This window comes from Lysinibacillus sp. NPDC093692 (genome assembly GCF_050280125.1).
In the GTDB taxonomy this organism is placed as follows: domain Bacteria; phylum Bacillota; class Bacilli; order Bacillales_A; family Planococcaceae; genus Lysinibacillus.
The window spans coordinates 1-18,716 of the sequence record NZ_JBNNUW010000001.1; the positions used below are offsets into that span (position 1 = coordinate 1).

Here is an 18,716-nt window from a genome sequence, read left to right on the forward strand (position 1 = left end):
GTGGTGACACATGGAGCTGACGAATACTAATCGATCGAGGACTTAACCAAAATGTTTGAAACATTCAATGCACCGTTTATCCAGTTTTGAAAGAACAAACTTTCATCAAGGGTTTCAAGATACGAGTAGTTCGAGGAAGCGATGGAGAGAGGGAAGGAGCGTACTCAAGTACGTGACTGACTGAACGACTGAAGCTGACGAAGAAATGCGATGTATATTGAAAGCCGAAAATAGTCTAGTGATGATGGCAAAGAGGTCACACCCGTTCCCATACCGAACACGGAAGTTAAGCTCTTTAGCGCCGATGGTAGTTGGGGGCTTCCCCCTGTGAGAGTAGGACGTCGCTAGGCACCTGAAAAAAGTCGTGGATTTATTCCTCGGCTTTTTTGTTTGCAGTTTTATAGAACGAGAGAACTTTCCTTCCTCAAGGCGTATAGGACGATAACCTAAGTGGGAGAATTTCTTTTTGCAAGACTAGAATGCTACACAAAATCTTGAATTCAGCAAAACAGAGTTAATTTCTTAAGATTAACTCTGCTTTTTTATTCTCCGCAAACCGAATCTTTAACGAAAGCCACCTCTAACTACGCTCACCCTTTTTTCCAAAAACAACTGATAATCCAAGAAAAATATACGGATATGATAGAAGTGTCAATTCAAGAAAGCCTAACCCGAATAATGAAGAGTATTCATCTGCATCAAACATATATTTACCAATTAACAAATAACTAGATATAGACAGAATAACCAGTAATAGTCCGATCATATTAAATTTACAGATTGTATAAATAGTTACTAGAATATAAATCAAACTAAGCAAAATTAAAAAGAAGAAAATATACAACGGTTCATAAACACTTACTACATCCCTCCTAATATTAAGTAATAACTTTCCTGCCCCTGTACTTTATAATGTTCGAAACGAACAAGGGTTACCAATTATAAACAAATCCACCGTTAAAGATTAACGAAAATTCATTCCTGCTTATTGAACAAGCCCACTCGATTGGTTGAAAAGCAGCAATCTTTTAAAAAACAGCCATTTTCATTGATTTCAGAAGATATAAACAGAACTTTCAGAAAATATATTGAATTGTGAAAAAAACTATGCTAGGCTATGTATCATGCAGAATGAAGTTAAAACTTCAAAAATAAAATAAAAAAGGATATACTTCTTTGATGGGTAATCAAACAATTCACCAAGTCATTCAACATAAATACCAGGAGCTTTCGAAGAGTCAGCAGAAGGTAGCTGTCTTTATTCTCAAAAATATGCAGACTGCAGGTATTCATTCAGCTGCTTATGTGGGGGAGAGAGCAGGGGTAAGTGAAACGACAGTTATCCGCTTTTGCTACGCTATAGGATTATCGGGTTATGCTGAGTTGCAACGTGAGATTACGATGCATTTATTCAATGAAGGGAATACTAGTAGTTTGCACAATTATTTGCAATCAAAGCAGGCGCTTTTTGAAACGCCGCGGTTTTATGAAAAAACGATGGAAAAGGATGCATCTAGCATTTTAAACGTTGCAAAGAACATTAACGAAGAAGATTTTAATCGTGCTTCCATCCTGCTGCATACGAAGAAAAAAATCTATATTGTTGGGAATGGCTCGTCCCATTTAGCGGCACAATGGTTGTATTTTACGTTAAATATGCTGCGTCCTAACGTCGTGATTTTAGATTTTGATACTAGTGAAATCATTAGAGCTTTACAAGAAATTGATGAGGATAGTGTGGTCATTATTTTATCGTTCCATCGCTATTTTAAAGAGCCGATTCAATTTGCAGCTGAAATTCAAGAGAAACATTGTGAAATCATTGGCATTACAGATTCTAAAATTGCACCTATTACACAATATGCGACGATTACTTTTATAAATGAACAACAAGAAATGTCTACGATTGATGCAATGCCAGCACTTATTTCATTTTTAAATACTTTAATTGCAGGTATGACTGCACAGGATCACGACTATTATGAAAATCAACGCGTAAAATATGATGATTTCCAAAATAGCTTTTTAGCAAATCGATGGAGTTGAATGATATGAATCAAGTATTACAAAACTTACAGCCGAGATTGACGGAGATTTTTACACATTTACATGAGCATCCGGAAATAAGCTGGCAGGAAAAGCAGACAACGAAGTACATCGCCAATTTATTGAAGGAGGCACAGATGGAGCCTCAGTTATTCGAGGACATGACCGGACTGTATGTAGATATTGGGAAAGGAACACCGAGGGTCGGATTTCGTACGGATATCGATGCACTATGGCAGGAAGTAGATGATGTATTTAAGGCGAATCATTCTTGTGGTCATGATGGTCATATGACGATGGCTATTGGGACAGCACTAGCGTTGAAGGATATGGAGCACTTGCTTCCCGGTGCAGTACGTATTCTTTTTCAGCCTGCTGAAGAAAAAGCACAGGGTGCCCGAGCATTCGTTGAAAAGGGGCTTATTGATCCTCTAGAATACTTATTTGGTGTCCATGTTCGTCCGGTGAAAGAATTACGGGACGGAACGTACGCCCCGGCCTTGTATCACGGTGCGGCAAAGCTTTTTACGGGGACTATTATTGGAGAAGAGGCTCATGGCGCACGACCTGAACTTGGCATTAATGCCATTGAGGTAGGGTCCGCAATTATTGAAGGTTTACAAAAAATCTGGACAGACCCTAATGTCTCTTCGTCAGTCAAAATGACGCAATTTAATGCAGGAGGAACCTCTACAAATATTATTCCTGGGAAAGCAACATTTAGCATTGATGCACGGGCACAAACAAATGAAGTAATGGAGGCTCTCACGGATGGTGTTGAACGTGTAAAAGCATCGGTTGAAGCGATGTATGGAGCCAAAATTTCTTTAACTGTAGATGCACATATCGTTGCAGCATTAGTGAATGATGAGGCCTTACAGCATATGAATTCCGCAATTGTTGATGTGGTTGGGGAAAGCGCATGTGCTCCACCAGTCGTTACCCCTGGAGGAGAGGATTTTCATTTTTATACGTATGAGCGTCCGAACCTTAAAGCAACAATGCTTGGCTTAGGTTGTGGTGTAACACCAGGCTTACATCATCCGAAAATGACCTTTAATCGAGAGCGGCTTATTACAGGAGTGAGCATTATTACGAGAGCAATTTTACGAGCTTTATAGAACGAGCCGTTTATTTAGAATAAAGATATAGAAAGAAGTGATAGGATGATTGATATACGAGAAATAAAGACAATCGAGCAGCTGGAACAAGTTCAGCAATTGGAATATAACATTTGGGGGATGCCTTCTATTCCCATTCATCAAACGTTGACCGCTGTGAAAAATGGTGGGATCGTTGTGGGTGCCTATGATGGTGACCAATTAGTTGGCTTTAGCTATGGCTTTTCGGGGTTTCGAGAGGGCAAAAGCTATTTGTGTTCCCATATGTTGGGGATAGACGAAAACTACCGTTCTCAAGGAATAGGTGAAAAATTAAAATATGCCCAACAAGCCATTGCTATAGAACGGGGCTATGATTTAATGGTATGGACCTTTGATCCGCTGGAGACACGAAATGGTTATCTTAATCTCTCCAAATTAAATGGTATTTGTTATACGTATATAGAAAATTGCTATGGAGAAATGCAGGATGGTTTAAATAAGGGGTTACCTTCTGATCGTTTTGAGGTGAGCTGGTATATAGCCTCTGATTACGTCAATAAAAGCGTTTCAATAGACGCAAAGAATGCCATACCAGTAGCTAGTTGTGTACAAAATGAACAAGGATTCCTATGTTTAGAAGTAACTGAAAATTTGAAATATAACAACGATTTATATACGCTGCCTGTACCAAAGGATTTTCAAGCATTGAAGTTGCAAGATCCGGCATTAGCATTGGACTGGCGCTTCAAAACGAGACGCTTATTACAACAATTATTTGCACAAGGTTATGCAGCTGTTCAATTGCAACAGCAAGAAAATTACAACGAGTATGTTCTCGTTAAATTAGAAACTTTAGGACTGGAAGGGGCAAAGCAATATGAAAATAACGGAATTTACCATTAGACATTTAAAGATGAAATTAAAAGAACCATTTACAACAAGCTTTGGCACATTTGATGATAAGGATTTTTTAGTTTTAGAGGTTAAAGATGAATCAGGAACAATCGGTTGGGGAGAATCTGTCGCCTTCCACTCTCCTTGGTACAACGAGGAAACATTACAAACGAACTGGCACATGCTAGAAGATTTCTTAATTCCTCTTATTTTAAATAAAGAGCTTCAGCATCCGGATGAGGTCAATGAGCTATTTAAACCGATTCGTAAAAATAATATGGCAAAATCAACGATAGAAGGTGCTATTTGGGATATTTATGCCCAACAGACGAATCAATCTCTCGCGGCTGCACTTGGTGGCAAAAAGGACAATATTGAAGTTGGAATCAGTATCGGTATTCAAAAATCGATCGAGGACTTAGTAGCGTTAGTAGATGGTTTTGTGAATGAAGGCTATAAACGAATGAAAATTAAAATCAAACCAGGTTGGGATGTAGAAGTAATGCGTATATTACGTGAGACGTTCCCAGATGTGGCGTTTATGGCGGATGCGAACTCAGCTTATCGTCTCACAGATGCTGAAACGCTTAAACAGCTAGATGCTTTTAATTTAACAATGATTGAGCAGCCATTGGCGTCAGATGACATTATCGATCACGCAGCTTTACAAAAATTAATCGATACGCCTATCTGCTTGGATGAAAGTATCCATTCATTAGAGGATGCACGTAAAGCTGTTGAATTGGGCAGTACTAAAATTATTAACATTAAAATTGGACGTGTCGGTGGCTTAACTGAAGCTAAGAAAATACATGATTATTGTGAGGCAAATGACATTCCTGTTTGGTGTGGCGGCATGCTTGAGTCGGGTATTGGTCGTGCACATAATGTGGCGTTAACTACATTATCGAATTTTATTTTACCTGGCGATACAGCAGGTTCCAGTCGATATTGGGAAAAAGACATTATCGACCCAGAAGTTGTGGTGAAGGACGGCTTTATTGAAGTTCCTCAAAAAGCGGGTATCGGTTATGAAGTAAATAGAGAGACGATCGACTTGTTTACAGTAGCACAGAAAACTTATAAATAATGTGACTAAATAGAGGAGCTCAGGCTAAGAACTTCACATCCTGTGAAAACGCCTGAATGATCAACATCGTGCTGTTGCTGGCGCTACGCTTTCACGCATAAGACATTTGTTGGCCTATAGCCTCCAGTGGATGTCACGGAATTATGCCGAGGCATAATTGATTTAAATAGAAAAGCGGGTGTTCTATGAAAAAAAGTTGGCAGATAGGTGGCGCGTTTGTAGGATTAATCGTTGGTGCTGGCTTCGCATCAGGACAAGAAATTATGCAATACTTTACGAGTTTTGGTCTTTACGGTATAGCAGGAGGAATTGTCGCAACAATTGCTTTTGCGTTTTTAGGGATGAGTCTAGCGCAATTAGGGGCAGATTCACAAACGACATCTCATAAAGAGGTAATCTATCAAATCGGTGGGCGCTATGTTGGCGTACTATTAGATATAGTCATAACGTTCTTCTTATTTGGTGTGGCAGTTGTTATGTTTGCGGGATCAGGGTCAACGTTTGAGCAAATGTTTGGTATGAACCCGATGATCGGCAGCATTTTCATGGTAATCATTACGATTTTAACGCTGCTATTAAATGTGAAAAATATTATTAATATAATAGCTTTAGTGACGCCATATTTGATGGGGATCGTTTTTATCATATTAATTTACTCTATTTTCACAATGGATTTAACAATTGCAGAACAGAATGTACTAGCGAAAGAGCAATCATCTGCGGCTTCCAATTGGCTAGTAGGGGCACTCCTCTATGTATCTTATAACATAGCTGCTGGTACAGCGATGCTAATTGTTATGGGGGGAACGGTTAAAGAGCGCAAGATTGCTGGTTTAGGCGGTTTTCTTGGTGGTATTATGCTCGGTGTTTTAATCATACTTATTAATATTGCTTTATTCGTTAAAATGGACGTAGTTGGTGGGACAGCAATGCCAACATTAGAGTTAGCCAAACAAATTCATCCTGTAGTGGGGATTTTAATGTCTATTGCTTTATTAGGCATGATGTACAATACGGCTGTAGGAATGCTTTACGCATTTACAGTACGTTTTATAGCGCCTGACCATAAATATTTTAAAATAGGAATTGTGGTAATTGGTTTAATAGGCTTTGTTGCGAGTTTAGTTGGGTTCACGACATTAGTTGGAAAGGTTTATTCAACAATGGGCTATTTAGGTTTTGCGTTAATTATTGCAATCATTATCTCGTGGTTACGAAAAATACCAAAAGCTTCATAACTATGTTTTGTAGATTCTCTAGTGTGATTGTACAGCACTAGGGAATTTTTTTGAGATTTTAGTAATAAAAATAAGATGGGAAGCATACAGTAATTGTAGGTTTTTTATTTGTGGTGGTTTTTAAAATTCTACTTTATGTAAAATAAATTCTCGAAAAATTAATTAAAATCTATATAGGTGCTAGACGCTGAATTTTCAGAATGCTATATTAATGGTGTCATAGTTTTTTAATAATTAGGGAAAATAAGGGGTTGTCACCAGAATTATAGGGTGGCATTGCATATTGTTAAAACGTATGTCATAGAGACTGGACGCCCTTAGGAAAGCGCTCAGTTGGAACGGAAATCAAGCACACATTATGGCAATGACCAGAAACCTTTTCTAATTATAAAGAGTGATTAAGTAAAGAGTTATAAGAAGGATGATAGATGCCTATGGTAAAGAAAACATTAAAACAACGCATTGTTGACGCTTCTGTAGTGCTATTTCAGCAAGATGGCTATCACAATGTAACTGTTGATCGCATTGTTGAATACATTGGTGCTTCAAAGGGTGGATTTTATCATAATTTTAAATCGAAAGATGAACTGTTGTATGAAATTCATGATGTATTTATTTCGTATGTGATTAAACAGTCACAGGAGGCATATGACAAATACGAGACACCGATTACACGTTTATGTGCAATGCTGCAAACACTGACACAAGTATTTGATATGTATCAAGCACATATTACTGTTTTTTATGAAGAAAGCCGTTCATTGCCGGAGGAATATAGTGAAATTATTCATAATAAACGAGATCAATATCGGGATATTTTACAAAAAGTCATAGCGGAAGGCCAGCAAACAAAGGATTTTCGTACAGAACTACCTTGTACTATTGTAACGATGGCTATTGTCGGGATGATTAACTGGACATATAAATGGTTTAAGCAATCAGGTCCATTAACAATGGAGGAAATTACAGAAGTATTTACGGATATGGTATTGCGTGCGATTGTCACTGAGCAAGCAAAGGACGAAGCGGTTCAATTTATGGTCAAGGAGAAGCCAGCAGAAAAGACTGGTTTTATTAATATTTAATACAAACCGACTGGTCGGTATTCATTTATTACAGCTGTCATCTGAACGAAATCTGCTATGGCAAATTAAACATTAGGGGGACTGGGGATGAACTTTGAACTAACGAAAGAGCAAGAGATGATTCGAGATATGGTGCGTGACTTTGCTGAAAAAGAAATTAAACCGTATGCTCGTGAAGTTGACGAGACATCGACGATGAGAATAGAGAGCTTTAAAAAGATGGCAGAGCTAGGCTTACTAGGGATCCCGTTTCCTGAAGAGTACGGCGGTTCAGGTGGAGATACTGTTTCCTATGCACTTGCTGTTGAAGAAATCGGCCGTGCGTGTGGCGGTACAGGATTAAGCTATGCAGCAGCAGTTAGCTTAGGTGCTTCGCCTATTTACAATTTCGGCACAGAGGAGCAAAAGCAAGAATGGCTTGTTCCGTTAGCGAAGGGGGAAACATTAGGTTCGTTTGGTCTAACAGAGCCAAATGCAGGTTCAGATGCTGGTGGAACACTTACAACAGCTGTAATTGATGGTGATGATTACATCATTAATGGTGAAAAATGCTGGATCACAAACGCGGGCTTTGCACGCCAAATTATTGTGACAGCAGTGACAGGTAAACGTGAAGATGGTAAAAAAATTATCTCATCTATCATTGTACCAACTAACACTCCTGGCGTAACGATCAACTGCAATTACGACAAAATGGGTGTACGTGGCTCCAATACATGTGAGATTATTTTGCAAAATGTTCGTGTACCAAGGGCTAATCTTTTAGGGGATGAAAAACGTGGATTTAGCCAATTTTTAAATACGTTAGACGGTGGGCGTATTTCCATTGCTGCATTATCAGTAGGAATTGCACAGGCAGCTTATGAGAAAGCATTAAAATACGCTAAAGAACGTGAACAATTTGGTGCACCTATATCAAAACTTCAGGCAATACAATTTAAATTAGCCGATATGGCAATGGAGATAGAGCTTGCACGTACGTTAGTACATAAGGCGGCATGGCTTAAAGATCAAAAGAAACCATTCGGGAAGGAAGCGGCAATGGCAAAATTATTCGCCTCTGAAATGGGCTTCCGCACTTGTAATCAAGCAATTCAAATTCACGGTGGTTCAGGGTATATGAAAGAATACGATGTAGAGCGTCATCTACGTGACATTAAGTTAATGGAAATCGGTGAGGGTACCTCTGAAATTCAACGTCTCGTTATTTCTCGTCTAATTGGTTGCTAATCATCTTAACTAGGGGGATTTTCATGGCAGAACTTGTGTATCAAACTATTGGTCAATTGCTAGATGAACAATCTGAAAAATATCCACAACGCGAAGCATTAGTATATGCAGATAGGGATTTACGTATGACTTATGAGGAGCTCAATCGGCAAAGCCGTTTAGTCGCTAGAGGGTTGATGGCTCTTGGAATAGAGAAGGGTGAGCATATTGCAGTTTGGACGACTAATGTTCCAGAATGGGTGCAGCTGCAATTTGGTACAGGTAAAATGGGAGCCCCAATCGTCACTGTAAACACTAATTATCGTTCAAGCGAGTTGGAATATTTATTGAAGCAATCCGATGCAAAAACGATTATTTTAATTGAAAATTATCGAGACCATTCTTTTATAAATACACTGCAAGAGTTATGTCCAGAGCTTGAACATTGTGAACCAGGTAATTTGCAATCAGAGCGACTACCTTTATTAAAAAATGTTATTTTAATTGGCGAGACAAAATATCCCGGAGTGCTAAACTGGTCGGATGTGTTATCTGCTGCAGAGCAAATAACGGAGGAGCAATTAGATCAAAGACAGCAAGCACTTCATTATGATGATGTTATTAATATTCAATATACCTCAGGAACAACAGGTTTTCCGAAAGGTGTTATGTTAACGCATTATAACTTAGTCAATAATGCGATTAATATTGCAGAATGTATGCGTTTAACTTACGAAGATCGCTTGTGCATCCCTGTCCCATTCTTCCATTGCTTTGGCTGTGTAATTGGAACATTAGCGATTACTACTAGTGGTGGGACGATGGTACCAGTACAAGAGTTTTCACCTACTGAGGTGTTACAAACGGTTGAAAAAGAAAAGTGTACCGCGTTACATGGCGTGCCAACGATGTTCATTAGTGAGCTTAATTTACCGAATTTTGCGTCTTTTGATCTATCAACGTTGCGTACTGGAGTAATGGCTGGCTCTAACTGTCCAATCGAGGTTATGAAGGCCGTTATCGACAAAATGGGCATGAAGGATATTACGATTTGTTACGGGCAAACAGAAGCCTCACCTGTTATTACACAAACGAGGGCTAATGACCCGCTACTGTTAAAGGTTGAAACAGTTGGCCGCGCATTGCCAAATCTAGAAGTTAAAATTGTCATTCCTGGTACAAACGAAGAAGCTGCGCCGAATGAGCAAGGGGAGCTATGTACGAGAGGCTACCAAGTCATGAAAGGTTACTATAATAACCCAGAAGAAACGCTTCTTGCAATAGATGAGGATAACTGGCTGCATACTGGGGATTTGGCAACGATGGATGAGGCGGGCTATGTACGTGTAACAGGGCGTTTAAAAGATATGATTATTCGTGGCGGTGAAAATATATCTCCTCGAGAAATTGAAGAATTCCTTTACACATACTCCAAAATTGCAGATGTACAGGTTGCAGGTGTTCCTGATCCTGTTTATGGAGAGGAAGCGGCAGCTTGGATTATTTTGCGAGAAGGAGAGCAGGCAACAGAGGAAGAGATTCGAGATTATTGTCGGGATAAAATCTCTAGACATAAAATACCACGACATATTTTCTTTATCGAGGACTATCCGATGACTGCATCTGGAAAAGTGCAAAAGTTTAAATTACGAGAAAATTTTGTTCCAACAGTGAAGTAAGAAGGGGGTCAGTGAATGTTCAAGAAGGTGTTAATTGCCAATCGCGGAGAAATAGCTAGACGTATTATAAGAACATGCAAACGACTAAATGTTCAAACAGTTGCGGTGTATTCTGAGGCAGACGTTGAAAGCTTACATGTGAAGGATGCTGATGAGGCATTTTGCCTTGGAAAGCCACCTGTTGCCCAAAGCTATTTAAATATTGATCGTATTCTTGAAGTAGCGAAGGAAAGCGGCGCTGACGCAATTCATCCGGGCTATGGTTTATTATCAGAAAACGCTGAGTTTGCTAAACGTTGTACAGAAGCGGGCCTCGTATTTATTGGACCAAGCGCGGACGTAATTGCTTCGATGGGCAGTAAATTAGAAGCTCGAAAAACAATGAAAGCTGCAGGTGTACCAATTGTTGAAGGTGTAGAGACACCGGTGAAAGATGTCGCGGAAGCTATTGAAATTGCTTCCCGTCTAGGCTATCCGATTATGTTAAAAGCCTCTGCTGGTGGTGGGGGGATCGGTATGCAGCTCGTTGAAAATGCCGAGGAGTTGGCAAAAGCCTTTGAGGGGAATCAAAAGCGTGCACAGTCATTCTTTGGTGATGGCACGATGTATATGGAACGATTTATTGCGAATCCTCATCACGTCGAAGTACAAATTATTGCAGACCTTGATGGCAATGTCGTACCACTATTTGAACGTGAGTGTTCGATTCAACGTAGAAATCAAAAAGTAGTGGAAGAAGCACCATCTCCATTCATTTCTGAAGAAACAAGAAAAAGAATGCTAGATGCGTCAGTTAAGGCAGTTCAGCATATTGGCTATGTAAATGCTGGTACGATTGAGTATTTAGTAGATGCGGAGCAAAACTTTTATTTCTTAGAGATGAATACGCGCCTACAAGTGGAACATCCAGTGACGGAGGAAATTACAAAACTAGATCTTGTGGAGGAGCAATTAAAAATTGCGGCAAAACAACCACTAGCATTTACTCGCGAGAGCATACAAAGAGAAGGGCATGCAATTGAAGTACGTATTTACGCCGAAAATCCATCGACCTTTTTCCCTTCTCCAGGCACCATTACGGCATTTGAATTGCCTACAGGTGAAGGTATTCGCCATGAATGCGGCGTAGAGGCTGGCACTGCGGTAACACCTTTTTACGACCCAATGATTAGCAAATTAGTCGTGTGGGGAGAAACACGAGCAATTGCGTGTGAAAGACTGATTGAGGCACTTAAAGTTTATAAAGTAGAAGGTATTCAAACAAATATTCCGATGTTGTTGAAAACAGTGACACATGAACAATTTTTAAAGGGCTATACAACGACTAAATTTGTGGATGAATATTATTTACCTCAATTAGCAGAGACGAAGTAAGAACACTTATCCTCATTCAGCAGATTCCTGCTGAATGTAGATAATGGCCTCCGGCGGATGTCACGGATTTTAAAAGGAATGAATAAAGGATGTTAGCCTAACACCTTCGCATCCTGCGAAAACGGCTAACTGACCTGCATCGGTAAAGACGCCACGTCCTGTGGCATTACCGAAATGACCGACATCGTGTCGGCCCTCGTGCAGGTCTGTGCACAATTCAAAATCCGGACGCAATTACGCCAAGGCGAAATTGATAAAAGCATTCGCACTTAAACAATGAGTGCGGTTGCGTTATTCATACATTTGGAGGGATTTACAATGGCAACAGTTAAAGCGAGCATGGCAGGAACAGTATGGAAAATCGTTGTAACAGAGGGCGAGAAAGTGACTGCAGGACAAGATGTGGCAATTTTAGAGTCGATGAAAATGGAGATTCCTATTGCAGCAGAAGAAGATGGCGTAGTTATAAAAATCATTGCGAATGAAGGAGATTTCATTAACGTAGATGACGATATTTTAGAAATCGAATAAGGGGGCTTCTTTATGCAGCTACCAAAGCATGTAACGTTAAAGGAAGTTGGTCCTCGTGACGGTTTGCAAAATGAGAAAACGCATATTGCAACTGCCGATAAAATACAGCTAGTAAATTTACTTAGTCAAACTGGATTGAATTATATCGAGGTAACGTCTTTTGTGCATCCGAAGTGGATTCCACAGCTGGCTGATGCAGTGGAGGTTCTTCAAGCCATTAAACGCCAAAAAGATATCACGTATGCGGCACTAGTACCGAACATGCGTGGCTTAGAACGTGCATTGCAGGCTGAAGTAGACGAAGTGAGTGTTTTTATGTCGGCAAGTGAAAGCCATAACCAAAGTAATATTAATAAATCAATCGATGAAACATTTCCGATATTACAGGAAGTTGTGGACGGGGCAAAGGCAGCGCATAAAAACGTACGGGGCTATATCTCAACGGTGATTGGGTGCCCGTATGAAGGTTACATACAACCAGAAAAAGTTTTGCGAGTAACAGAAAAATTACTGGAAATGGGCGTCGATGAAATTTCTCTAGGTGACACGATTGGTGTTGGTGTACCGACACAGGTGGAAAGTCTTTTAGAAGAATTATTAAAAAGATACCCTGTAGAAAATTTTGCGATGCATTTTCATGATACACGTGGTACAGCGCTAGCAAATATCGTTAAATCTTTAGAAATGGGCATTACGAAGTTTGATAGCGCGCTTGGTGGACTTGGGGGCTGTCCATATGCCAAAGGAGCATCAGGTAATGTGGCTACGGAAGATTTATTGTATTTATTAGATGGAATGGGTATTAAAACGGGTGTAGAACTGAATAAAGTGCTAGAGGCTGCACTGTTTATTGAACAGAAACTAGGGAAGGCAGTCGCCTCTAAACAAATGGCGATTGCCCGTAATGAAAGGAGTGCGAGTCAAATATGACGCAACTCGTTCGTTTTGAATTATTAGATGGTTGCATTGGGCTTATTACCCTTTCAAGACCGGAAGCGGCAAATGCGATGTCTGTACAATTGCTCCAAGAACTTAGCGCGACACTCGACAACATAAATGGTGATCCTTCAGTACGAGTCGTCTTACTAACAGGGGCGGGGGAAAAAGCCTTTTGCGCAGGAGCAGATTTAAAAGAGCGTAAAGGGATGCCAGACCGACAAGTAAAGCAGATTGTGCAATTAATCGGAGCAACAGTGGCAAAAGTAGAAGCACTCGCTCAACCAGTTATCGCCGTATTAAATGGCGTTGCTTTTGGTGGCGGACTCGAGCTAGCGTTAGCCTGTGACTTACGCCTGGCAGCTGCCCATGCCAAGATAGGCCTTACGGAAACATCTCTCGGCATCATCCCAGGGGCTGGAGGTACACAACGACTTCCACGACTAATTGGCATTGGAAAAGCGAAGGAATTAATTTATACAGCACGTCGATTAAATGCAGAGGAAGCAAGAAGTTACGGCATTGTAGAGTATGTTCATGAAGGACATGAAGTACTTGAAAAGGCACAGCAGCTTGCGCTTGAAATGGCAAAAAATGCTCCGCTTTCTTTAGTACAGGCGAAAATCGCCATGAATCAAGGTGTTGAAGTCGACTTAGCTACTGGTTTAAAAATCGAATCACTTGCATATAATGCTCTGATTCCTACAGAAGATCGATTAGAGGGCTTACTTGCTTTCCAGGAAAAGCGAACACCGCAATATCTAGGGAAATAAAGACCTGATAATAGATTTTGAAAAGTTTTAAAGTAGGATTTTAAAATATTGGCATATCATCAAAAGTGGGGCTAGGTGACTTCTTGGGGCTCATCGAACGCCCCCAGGAAGCTTTGCTCTGTGCGAAAGCGTAGCGACAGCAACAACAAAGCGCCCAGCCGGAACGGAAATCAACCCCACGCTATGATGATGAACTGAAATCTAGGTATATGATTAATTATTTATGCTGAGGCGTAACCGTTTGGGCAAAAGGAGGAATTAACTATGAGCAATGTACCGACAGAAAATACGACGAAAACAATGAAGGAACAAATTTTAGCAGGTGGCCTGCCAAAATATCACGATAAAAATGCACAACAAGGAAAGCTATTTGTACGTGAACGACTCGAATTATTATTAGATGATGGGCTTCAATCAGAAGATGGCTTGTACGCGAACTGCTTAGCAGGGGACCTACCAGCAGATGGCGTAATCACAGGAATCGGTAAAATCCATGGTCGTACTGTTTGTGTTTTAGCAAACGATTCGACGATTAAAGCTGGCTCTTGGGGGAAACGTACAGTAGAAAAAATGATTCGGATTCAAGAAACAGCTGAAAAGCTAAATTGCCCATTACTGTATCTAGTCGATTCAGCAGGTGCACGTATTACTGACCAATTAGAAATGTTTCCTGGTCGCAGAGGAGCAGGACGCATTTTCTATAATCAGGTAAAGCTTTCAGGTAAAATTCCTCAAATATGCTTACTGTTTGGCCCTTCTGCGGCAGGTGGTGCCTATATCCCTGCATTCTGCGATATTGTTGTCATGGTAGAAGGTAATGCATCGATGTATTTAGGATCTCCTCGTATGGCAGAAATGGTTATAGGCGAGAAGGTAGATTTGGAAACAATGGGTGGAGCGAAAATGCACTGTTCTGTTTCCGGTTGTGGAGATGTGCTTGCTAAATCAGAACAGGAAGCTATTTCCTATGCTCGTAAATACTTGAGCTATTTCCCGAATAACTTTGCAGAGCGTAGTAAGGTAGAGGCTCCAAAACCACCAGCTTCATTTGAAAAATCGATTGATGAGCTAATACCGAAAAATCAAAACGTTCCTTTTGATATGTATAAGTTAATTGAACGTATTATTGATGAAGATTCGTTCTGTGAAGTGAAAAAATTATTCGCTCCAGAATTAATTACCGGGCTAGGGCGCATTAATGGGCAACCCGTTGGAATTATCGCCAACCAACCGCGCGTAAAGGGGGGCGTTTTGTTCCACGATTCAGCTGATAAAGCTGCAAAGTTCATTTCACTTTGTGATGCGTTTAATATTCCGCTTCTTTTCCTTGCCGATGTACCAGGGTTTATGATTGGTACGCAGGTTGAAAAAGCAGGGATAATACGCCATGGTGCCAAAATGATCTTTGCAATGAGCGAGGCAACCGTTCCTAAATTAACGGTCATTGTTCGGAAGGCATACGGTGCAGGGCTGTATGCAATGGCAGGTCCTGCTTTTGAGCCAGATTGCTGTATTGCATTATCCAATGCACAAATTGCTGTAATGGGCCCTGAAGCCGCAGTTAACGCAGTATACGCCAATAAAATTGCTGAACTCCCAAAAGAGGAGCAAGCAAGCTTTATCGCAGAGAAACGCAAGGAATACCAAGAGGAAATCGATGTCTATCGTCTAGCTTCAGAGCTGATTATTGATGACGTTATAGAGCCAAATGATTTAAGAAAAGCACTTGAATCACGCTTAGAGCTTTATATGTCAAAGTACTTATTATTCTCAGAACGTAAACATGGAGTAAATCCAGTATAAGGCCTTGAAATAACGCTGTCTCAGCTCATTGAGGCAGCTTTTTTATTTTGTGTTTAACATGATGTTCAGTCATCTCTTTTCTAATCGAACCCAGACAGATGTGAAGGTTACATAATTTGCGATAGTATGCTACAAGGCTTTATCCACCTTATTATTACCACTTGCTTAGGGAAGCGGTGAATATTAAAATTATGTGAGGATATAGGGAAGTAGGTGGTATAGGCATGACAAAAAATAGTATACATAGTGGAGCCAAGCTACCGTTACCTTATCGTTCTTTAATAGATACATATTATTTACCGATAAAGATAGCAGGGTGGATCTTTTTTTGTATCTATTCTGTAATAGCTTTTTATAAACTAGTCATTGATCGTCTTGTGAATGTAGTTGTTATGTTGTTCAATGGCGAGTATTCTCTTGGTGAATTAGGGCTGTTTGATTATAGTAACTGGCGATTAACAACAAATTTTATTCCCTTTGATACAATTCTGCGCTATATAAATTACGCTCAGTATTTTAATGTTGATATCATTATTATTAATTTACTCGGCAATTTATTAATATTTACCCCAATGGGCTTTTTACTACCACTATTATCAAAAAAGTGCCGCAAAGCTTGGATCGTTATTTGTATAGGTTTTATCTCTAGCCTAGCGGTAGAAACTATCCAGTTTATTTTTACGGTTGGATCAGCAGATATTGATGATTTAATTTTAAATACACTAGGAGCATGGCTTGGCTACCTAGCCTATAAAAGTATACTTATTAAACCTAAAGATAGATAGAAACAGTCCTTGCAAAAGGGCTGTTTTTTAGTGGTAACAAATTTAGGATTCATCACGAAAAGTTTTTATTAAAAGTCTACTATGTAAATAAGCTGATTGGAGTGGAGGCTGGGCGACTCCTTGGGGAACAGCAATAGAGGAATGAAGGCTAAAAGCATCACATCCTGTGCTAACGCCTTCGTGACCAACATCAAAAGTTTTCTGTAGCGAAAGCAAGCGGCAGCAAATGCTTTATCTGTGCGAAAGCGTAGTGACAGCAACAGCAACAACAAAGCGCCCAGTCGGAACGGAAATCAACCGCATGTTTTGGTGATGATACAAATATAGAAATACTAAATGAGCATAATATCGGGGGTTAGAGGAGGTCTTTGTACCTATTTTGTCGAAAGTGAATTATTTCTTTAGGAGCTTAGTATTAATTAACTCTTGAAATTAATAAAGAAAATTCCGATAATTAATGTAAGAAACTGTTTAGAGTGTAAGAGTATAGAAAATAAAAGATAGAATCATATCTTTTATTGAATTTGCATATTAAATAGAAAGCCGAGGTGAATTATATGAAACTATCAAGTTTAATAGAACAAGAAAGACTGTCATCACACGATAATCGTAAAAAGATTTTACAACGAAAACAAGCAGGGGATGCCTATCGAAAAAACGCACTGTATTTTCCGCCAAAGAAAAATCCATTATTGCTTGAGCTAGAAAATTTACTTTTAGGGCATACAGATCAAGAACTCTATGAGCAACAAAAAGAGGAAGCGAAAGAGATCACACCTCAACAGCAAGCAATCATTCAAGATTTGCAACAAACGAAAAATGTGTTCGCACATGAGCAAACGCAAATGCATTATTCTCAGTTAGAGCGTATAGATGAGGAAGCGTCTGTAGTAGAGGATGGGAATGCCGAGGACACGTTACAAATTTTAGAGCAAGTGAGGAATTCAGCATTAGCACCCCCGCAGCCATCACCACAGGATTTACGTGTAGCAGCAAGTGCAAATGCTCAAATACAGCACATGCAAGCGCAATTAAATGGTCAAGAGGTAGATGACAGTGAGCCTGCCTTTGTACGTGAAGGTATTGACGTCAAAGTACCAGAACGGTTTACTAAGGAATTGAAATTGGATCCATTTGTAGATACAATTTTCGGTAAGAGTTATGAGGAGGCATACAGAGCGCGAACATTTAAAAACGCTTCTGAAAAATATGCCACTCATATTCAAATGGCAAAAGAAGGCTATCGACCGGGAAATGACTCCATGATCTCCTTGATAGCCTAATGCTGCAGATAGGAGATTTTTAATATGGCGAAGGCAAAGCATGCGAAAACAAATGCGATAAGATTATTGGAGCAACAAAAAATACAATTCGACGTAATTGAATATGAGACTGGTGACGGCCAAGTTGACGGAATATCAGTTGCTGAAAAAATTGGTCACCCAGTTTCTCATGTTTTCAAAACATTAGTAGCAAAGGCAAGTGCACAAAAGCTTTTTGTATTTGTTATACCTGTAGCAGATGAGCTTGATTTAAAAGCTGCTGCAAAGGTTATCGGAGAGAAAAAAATCGACATGCTCCCAGTCAAGGAGTTACTTGGCTATACAGGCTATGTGCGAGGCGGATGCTCTCCAGTCGGTATGAAGAAGCTTTATCCGACTGTTATTGATGCGTCAGCTCAAGAGCAAGGAAGTATTATTGTGAGTGCCGGAAAAATCGGCATGCAAATCCACGTTCAGCTAGATGATTTAGTCGCTGTGACAAAAGCAAAGCTTGCATCAATCACCACTACCCAAAAATGATATGCTGGGTAGTTTTTTTATTGTCAATTTGCGGAAGTGTCACTTAGATGAGCGATAAACTGCTCGGATAGTCGGGCACTGTCTTTAATTCGAAAACATTACTTTTTATTTTGTTTTTTTATTGTACGTGCAGGGGTAAATATAATCGTTACTAACATTCCTAAATATAAAGCGTACTTTAAAAATTCATTTTTTGAATAACCCAATAAATAAGGCATACCTATTAACGTCATTGCTATACCAATTACAAACAAAACAGTCCCAATTTTTTTATCATACATCGCCCTCCAAACTTAAAAACTCGACTTTTATCCTATTCGTAAAAATTTAAACGTAGCTTTTCATTTTTTAAAAGGTTCCTTCATATA

Annotated in this window: 18 protein-coding genes and 1 rRNA gene; 17 read left to right on the forward strand and 2 right to left on the reverse strand. The window is 39.7% G+C overall.

Features of this window, described 5'->3' with window-relative positions; translation table 11 throughout:
• Positions 1-234 precede the first annotated feature (234 nt).
• A 5S ribosomal RNA gene (gene rrf, locus ACQKN4_RS00005) occupies positions 235-350 on the forward strand.
• Positions 351-580: 230 nt separating this feature from the next.
• Here the strand turns inward: rrf and ACQKN4_RS00010 are convergent.
• Complete coding sequence (locus ACQKN4_RS00010) at positions 581-766, reverse strand: hypothetical protein (RefSeq protein ID WP_427481559.1); 186 nt, start codon at positions 764-766, stop codon at positions 581-583.
• Between the two features lie 413 nt (positions 767-1,179).
• Between ACQKN4_RS00010 and ACQKN4_RS00015 the strand changes: the two genes are divergently transcribed.
• From ACQKN4_RS00015 to ybaK, 16 genes are all read left to right on the forward strand, one after another.
• Entirely contained in the window at positions 1,180-2,046 is an 867-nt protein-coding gene (locus ACQKN4_RS00015; protein ID WP_427481560.1) for a MurR/RpiR family transcriptional regulator, read from the forward strand.
• Positions 2,047-2,051: 5 nt separating this feature from the next.
• Positions 2,052-3,167: a M20 peptidase aminoacylase family protein gene (locus ACQKN4_RS00020; RefSeq protein ID WP_427481562.1), complete on the forward strand. Its 1,116-nt coding sequence runs from the start codon at positions 2,052-2,054 to the stop codon at positions 3,165-3,167.
• 45 nt (positions 3,168-3,212) lie between these two features.
• Positions 3,213-4,052: a GNAT family N-acetyltransferase gene (locus ACQKN4_RS00025; RefSeq protein ID WP_427481564.1), complete on the forward strand. Its 840-nt coding sequence runs from the start codon at positions 3,213-3,215 to the stop codon at positions 4,050-4,052.
• Positions 4,027-5,133 carry an o-succinylbenzoate synthase gene (gene menC, locus ACQKN4_RS00030; RefSeq protein WP_079559295.1) on the forward strand — a complete coding sequence of 369 codons (1,107 nt, stop codon included), beginning with the start codon at positions 4,027-4,029 and terminating at the stop codon, positions 5,131-5,133. Before ACQKN4_RS00025 ends, menC begins: the two co-directional genes overlap by 26 nt.
• Before the next feature lie 185 nt (positions 5,134-5,318).
• Entirely contained in the window at positions 5,319-6,371 is a 1,053-nt protein-coding gene (locus ACQKN4_RS00035; protein WP_079559296.1) for a YkvI family membrane protein, read from the forward strand.
• Positions 6,372-6,805: 434 nt separating this feature from the next.
• Positions 6,806-7,456 carry a TetR/AcrR family transcriptional regulator gene (locus ACQKN4_RS00040; RefSeq protein ID WP_079559798.1) on the forward strand — a complete coding sequence of 217 codons (651 nt, stop codon included), beginning with the start codon at positions 6,806-6,808 and terminating at the stop codon, positions 7,454-7,456.
• A gap of 87 nt (positions 7,457-7,543) precedes the next feature.
• Positions 7,544-8,686 (forward strand): acyl-CoA dehydrogenase, encoded by a 1,143-nt coding sequence (locus tag ACQKN4_RS00045; RefSeq protein ID WP_079559297.1) that lies wholly within the window; start codon positions 7,544-7,546, stop codon positions 8,684-8,686.
• Between the two features lie 23 nt (positions 8,687-8,709).
• Positions 8,710-10,344 carry an AMP-binding protein gene (locus ACQKN4_RS00050; protein WP_427481567.1) on the forward strand — a complete coding sequence of 545 codons (1,635 nt, stop codon included), beginning with the start codon at positions 8,710-8,712 and terminating at the stop codon, positions 10,342-10,344.
• 15 nt (positions 10,345-10,359) lie between these two features.
• Positions 10,360-11,718 carry an acetyl-CoA carboxylase biotin carboxylase subunit gene (locus ACQKN4_RS00055; protein WP_427481568.1) on the forward strand — a complete coding sequence of 453 codons (1,359 nt, stop codon included), beginning with the start codon at positions 10,360-10,362 and terminating at the stop codon, positions 11,716-11,718.
• A 318-nt stretch (positions 11,719-12,036) separates the two neighbouring features.
• Entirely contained in the window at positions 12,037-12,249 is a 213-nt protein-coding gene (locus tag ACQKN4_RS00060; protein ID WP_079559300.1) for an acetyl-CoA carboxylase biotin carboxyl carrier protein subunit, read from the forward strand.
• A gap of 12 nt (positions 12,250-12,261) precedes the next feature.
• Positions 12,262-13,179: a hydroxymethylglutaryl-CoA lyase gene (locus tag ACQKN4_RS00065; RefSeq protein ID WP_079559301.1), complete on the forward strand. Its 918-nt coding sequence runs from the start codon at positions 12,262-12,264 to the stop codon at positions 13,177-13,179.
• The gene (locus ACQKN4_RS00070; RefSeq protein WP_079559302.1) at positions 13,176-13,958 is read left to right on the forward strand and encodes an enoyl-CoA hydratase; all 783 of its coding nucleotides are present in this window, start codon (positions 13,176-13,178) and stop codon (positions 13,956-13,958) included. Before ACQKN4_RS00065 ends, ACQKN4_RS00070 begins: the two co-directional genes overlap by 4 nt.
• 264 nt (positions 13,959-14,222) lie before the next feature.
• Positions 14,223-15,761 (forward strand): acyl-CoA carboxylase subunit beta, encoded by a 1,539-nt coding sequence (locus ACQKN4_RS00075; protein WP_079559303.1) that lies wholly within the window; start codon positions 14,223-14,225, stop codon positions 15,759-15,761.
• Positions 15,762-15,985: 224 nt separating this feature from the next.
• Positions 15,986-16,546: a VanZ family protein gene (locus ACQKN4_RS00080; RefSeq protein ID WP_094075055.1), complete on the forward strand. Its 561-nt coding sequence runs from the start codon at positions 15,986-15,988 to the stop codon at positions 16,544-16,546.
• A gap of 557 nt (positions 16,547-17,103) precedes the next feature.
• Positions 17,104-17,829, forward strand: a complete 726-nt coding sequence (locus ACQKN4_RS00085; RefSeq protein ID WP_079559304.1) for a hypothetical protein — start codon at positions 17,104-17,106, stop codon at positions 17,827-17,829.
• A gap of 24 nt (positions 17,830-17,853) precedes the next feature.
• On the forward strand, positions 17,854-18,348 hold the full coding sequence (ybaK, locus tag ACQKN4_RS00090) for a Cys-tRNA(Pro) deacylase (RefSeq protein WP_079559305.1): 495 nt from the start codon (positions 17,854-17,856) through the stop codon (positions 18,346-18,348).
• Between the two features lie 98 nt (positions 18,349-18,446).
• On the opposite strand, the gene ACQKN4_RS00095 is transcribed toward ybaK, so the two are convergent.
• On the reverse strand, positions 18,447-18,629 hold the full coding sequence (locus ACQKN4_RS00095) for a hypothetical protein (RefSeq protein WP_079559306.1): 183 nt from the start codon (positions 18,627-18,629) through the stop codon (positions 18,447-18,449).
• Between the last annotated feature and the right edge of the window lie 87 nt (positions 18,630-18,716).

Excerpts from the sequence above, each read along its gene's own strand:
- ACQKN4_RS00080 (WP_094075055.1), top strand. The coding sequence starts at position 15,986 with ATGACAAAAAATAGTATACATAGTGGAGCCAAGCTACCGTTACCTTAT.
- ACQKN4_RS00060 (WP_079559300.1), top strand. The coding sequence starts at position 12,037 with ATGGCAACAGTTAAAGCGAGCATGGCAGGAACAGTATGGAAAATCGTT.
- ACQKN4_RS00055 (WP_427481568.1), top strand. The coding sequence starts at position 10,360 with ATGTTCAAGAAGGTGTTAATTGCCAATCGCGGAGAAATAGCTAGACGT.
- ACQKN4_RS00065 (WP_079559301.1), top strand. The coding sequence starts at position 12,262 with ATGCAGCTACCAAAGCATGTAACGTTAAAGGAAGTTGGTCCTCGTGAC.
- menC (WP_079559295.1), top strand. The coding sequence starts at position 4,027 with ATGAAAATAACGGAATTTACCATTAGACATTTAAAGATGAAATTAAAA.
- ACQKN4_RS00015 (WP_427481560.1), top strand. The coding sequence starts at position 1,180 with ATGGGTAATCAAACAATTCACCAAGTCATTCAACATAAATACCAGGAG.
- ACQKN4_RS00010 (WP_427481559.1), bottom strand. The coding sequence starts at position 766 with ATGATCGGACTATTACTGGTTATTCTGTCTATATCTAGTTATTTGTTA.
- ACQKN4_RS00035 (WP_079559296.1), top strand. The coding sequence starts at position 5,319 with ATGAAAAAAAGTTGGCAGATAGGTGGCGCGTTTGTAGGATTAATCGTT.
- ACQKN4_RS00025 (WP_427481564.1), top strand. The coding sequence starts at position 3,213 with ATGATTGATATACGAGAAATAAAGACAATCGAGCAGCTGGAACAAGTT.
- ACQKN4_RS00050 (WP_427481567.1), top strand. The coding sequence starts at position 8,710 with ATGGCAGAACTTGTGTATCAAACTATTGGTCAATTGCTAGATGAACAA.
- ACQKN4_RS00020 (WP_427481562.1), top strand. The coding sequence starts at position 2,052 with ATGAATCAAGTATTACAAAACTTACAGCCGAGATTGACGGAGATTTTT.
- ACQKN4_RS00075 (WP_079559303.1), top strand. The coding sequence starts at position 14,223 with ATGAGCAATGTACCGACAGAAAATACGACGAAAACAATGAAGGAACAA.
- ACQKN4_RS00040 (WP_079559798.1), top strand. The coding sequence starts at position 6,806 with ATGGTAAAGAAAACATTAAAACAACGCATTGTTGACGCTTCTGTAGTG.
- ybaK (WP_079559305.1), top strand. The coding sequence starts at position 17,854 with ATGGCGAAGGCAAAGCATGCGAAAACAAATGCGATAAGATTATTGGAG.
- ACQKN4_RS00085 (WP_079559304.1), top strand. The coding sequence starts at position 17,104 with ATGAAACTATCAAGTTTAATAGAACAAGAAAGACTGTCATCACACGAT.
- ACQKN4_RS00095 (WP_079559306.1), bottom strand. The coding sequence starts at position 18,629 with ATGTATGATAAAAAAATTGGGACTGTTTTGTTTGTAATTGGTATAGCA.
- ACQKN4_RS00070 (WP_079559302.1), top strand. The coding sequence starts at position 13,176 with ATGACGCAACTCGTTCGTTTTGAATTATTAGATGGTTGCATTGGGCTT.
- ACQKN4_RS00045 (WP_079559297.1), top strand. The coding sequence starts at position 7,544 with ATGAACTTTGAACTAACGAAAGAGCAAGAGATGATTCGAGATATGGTG.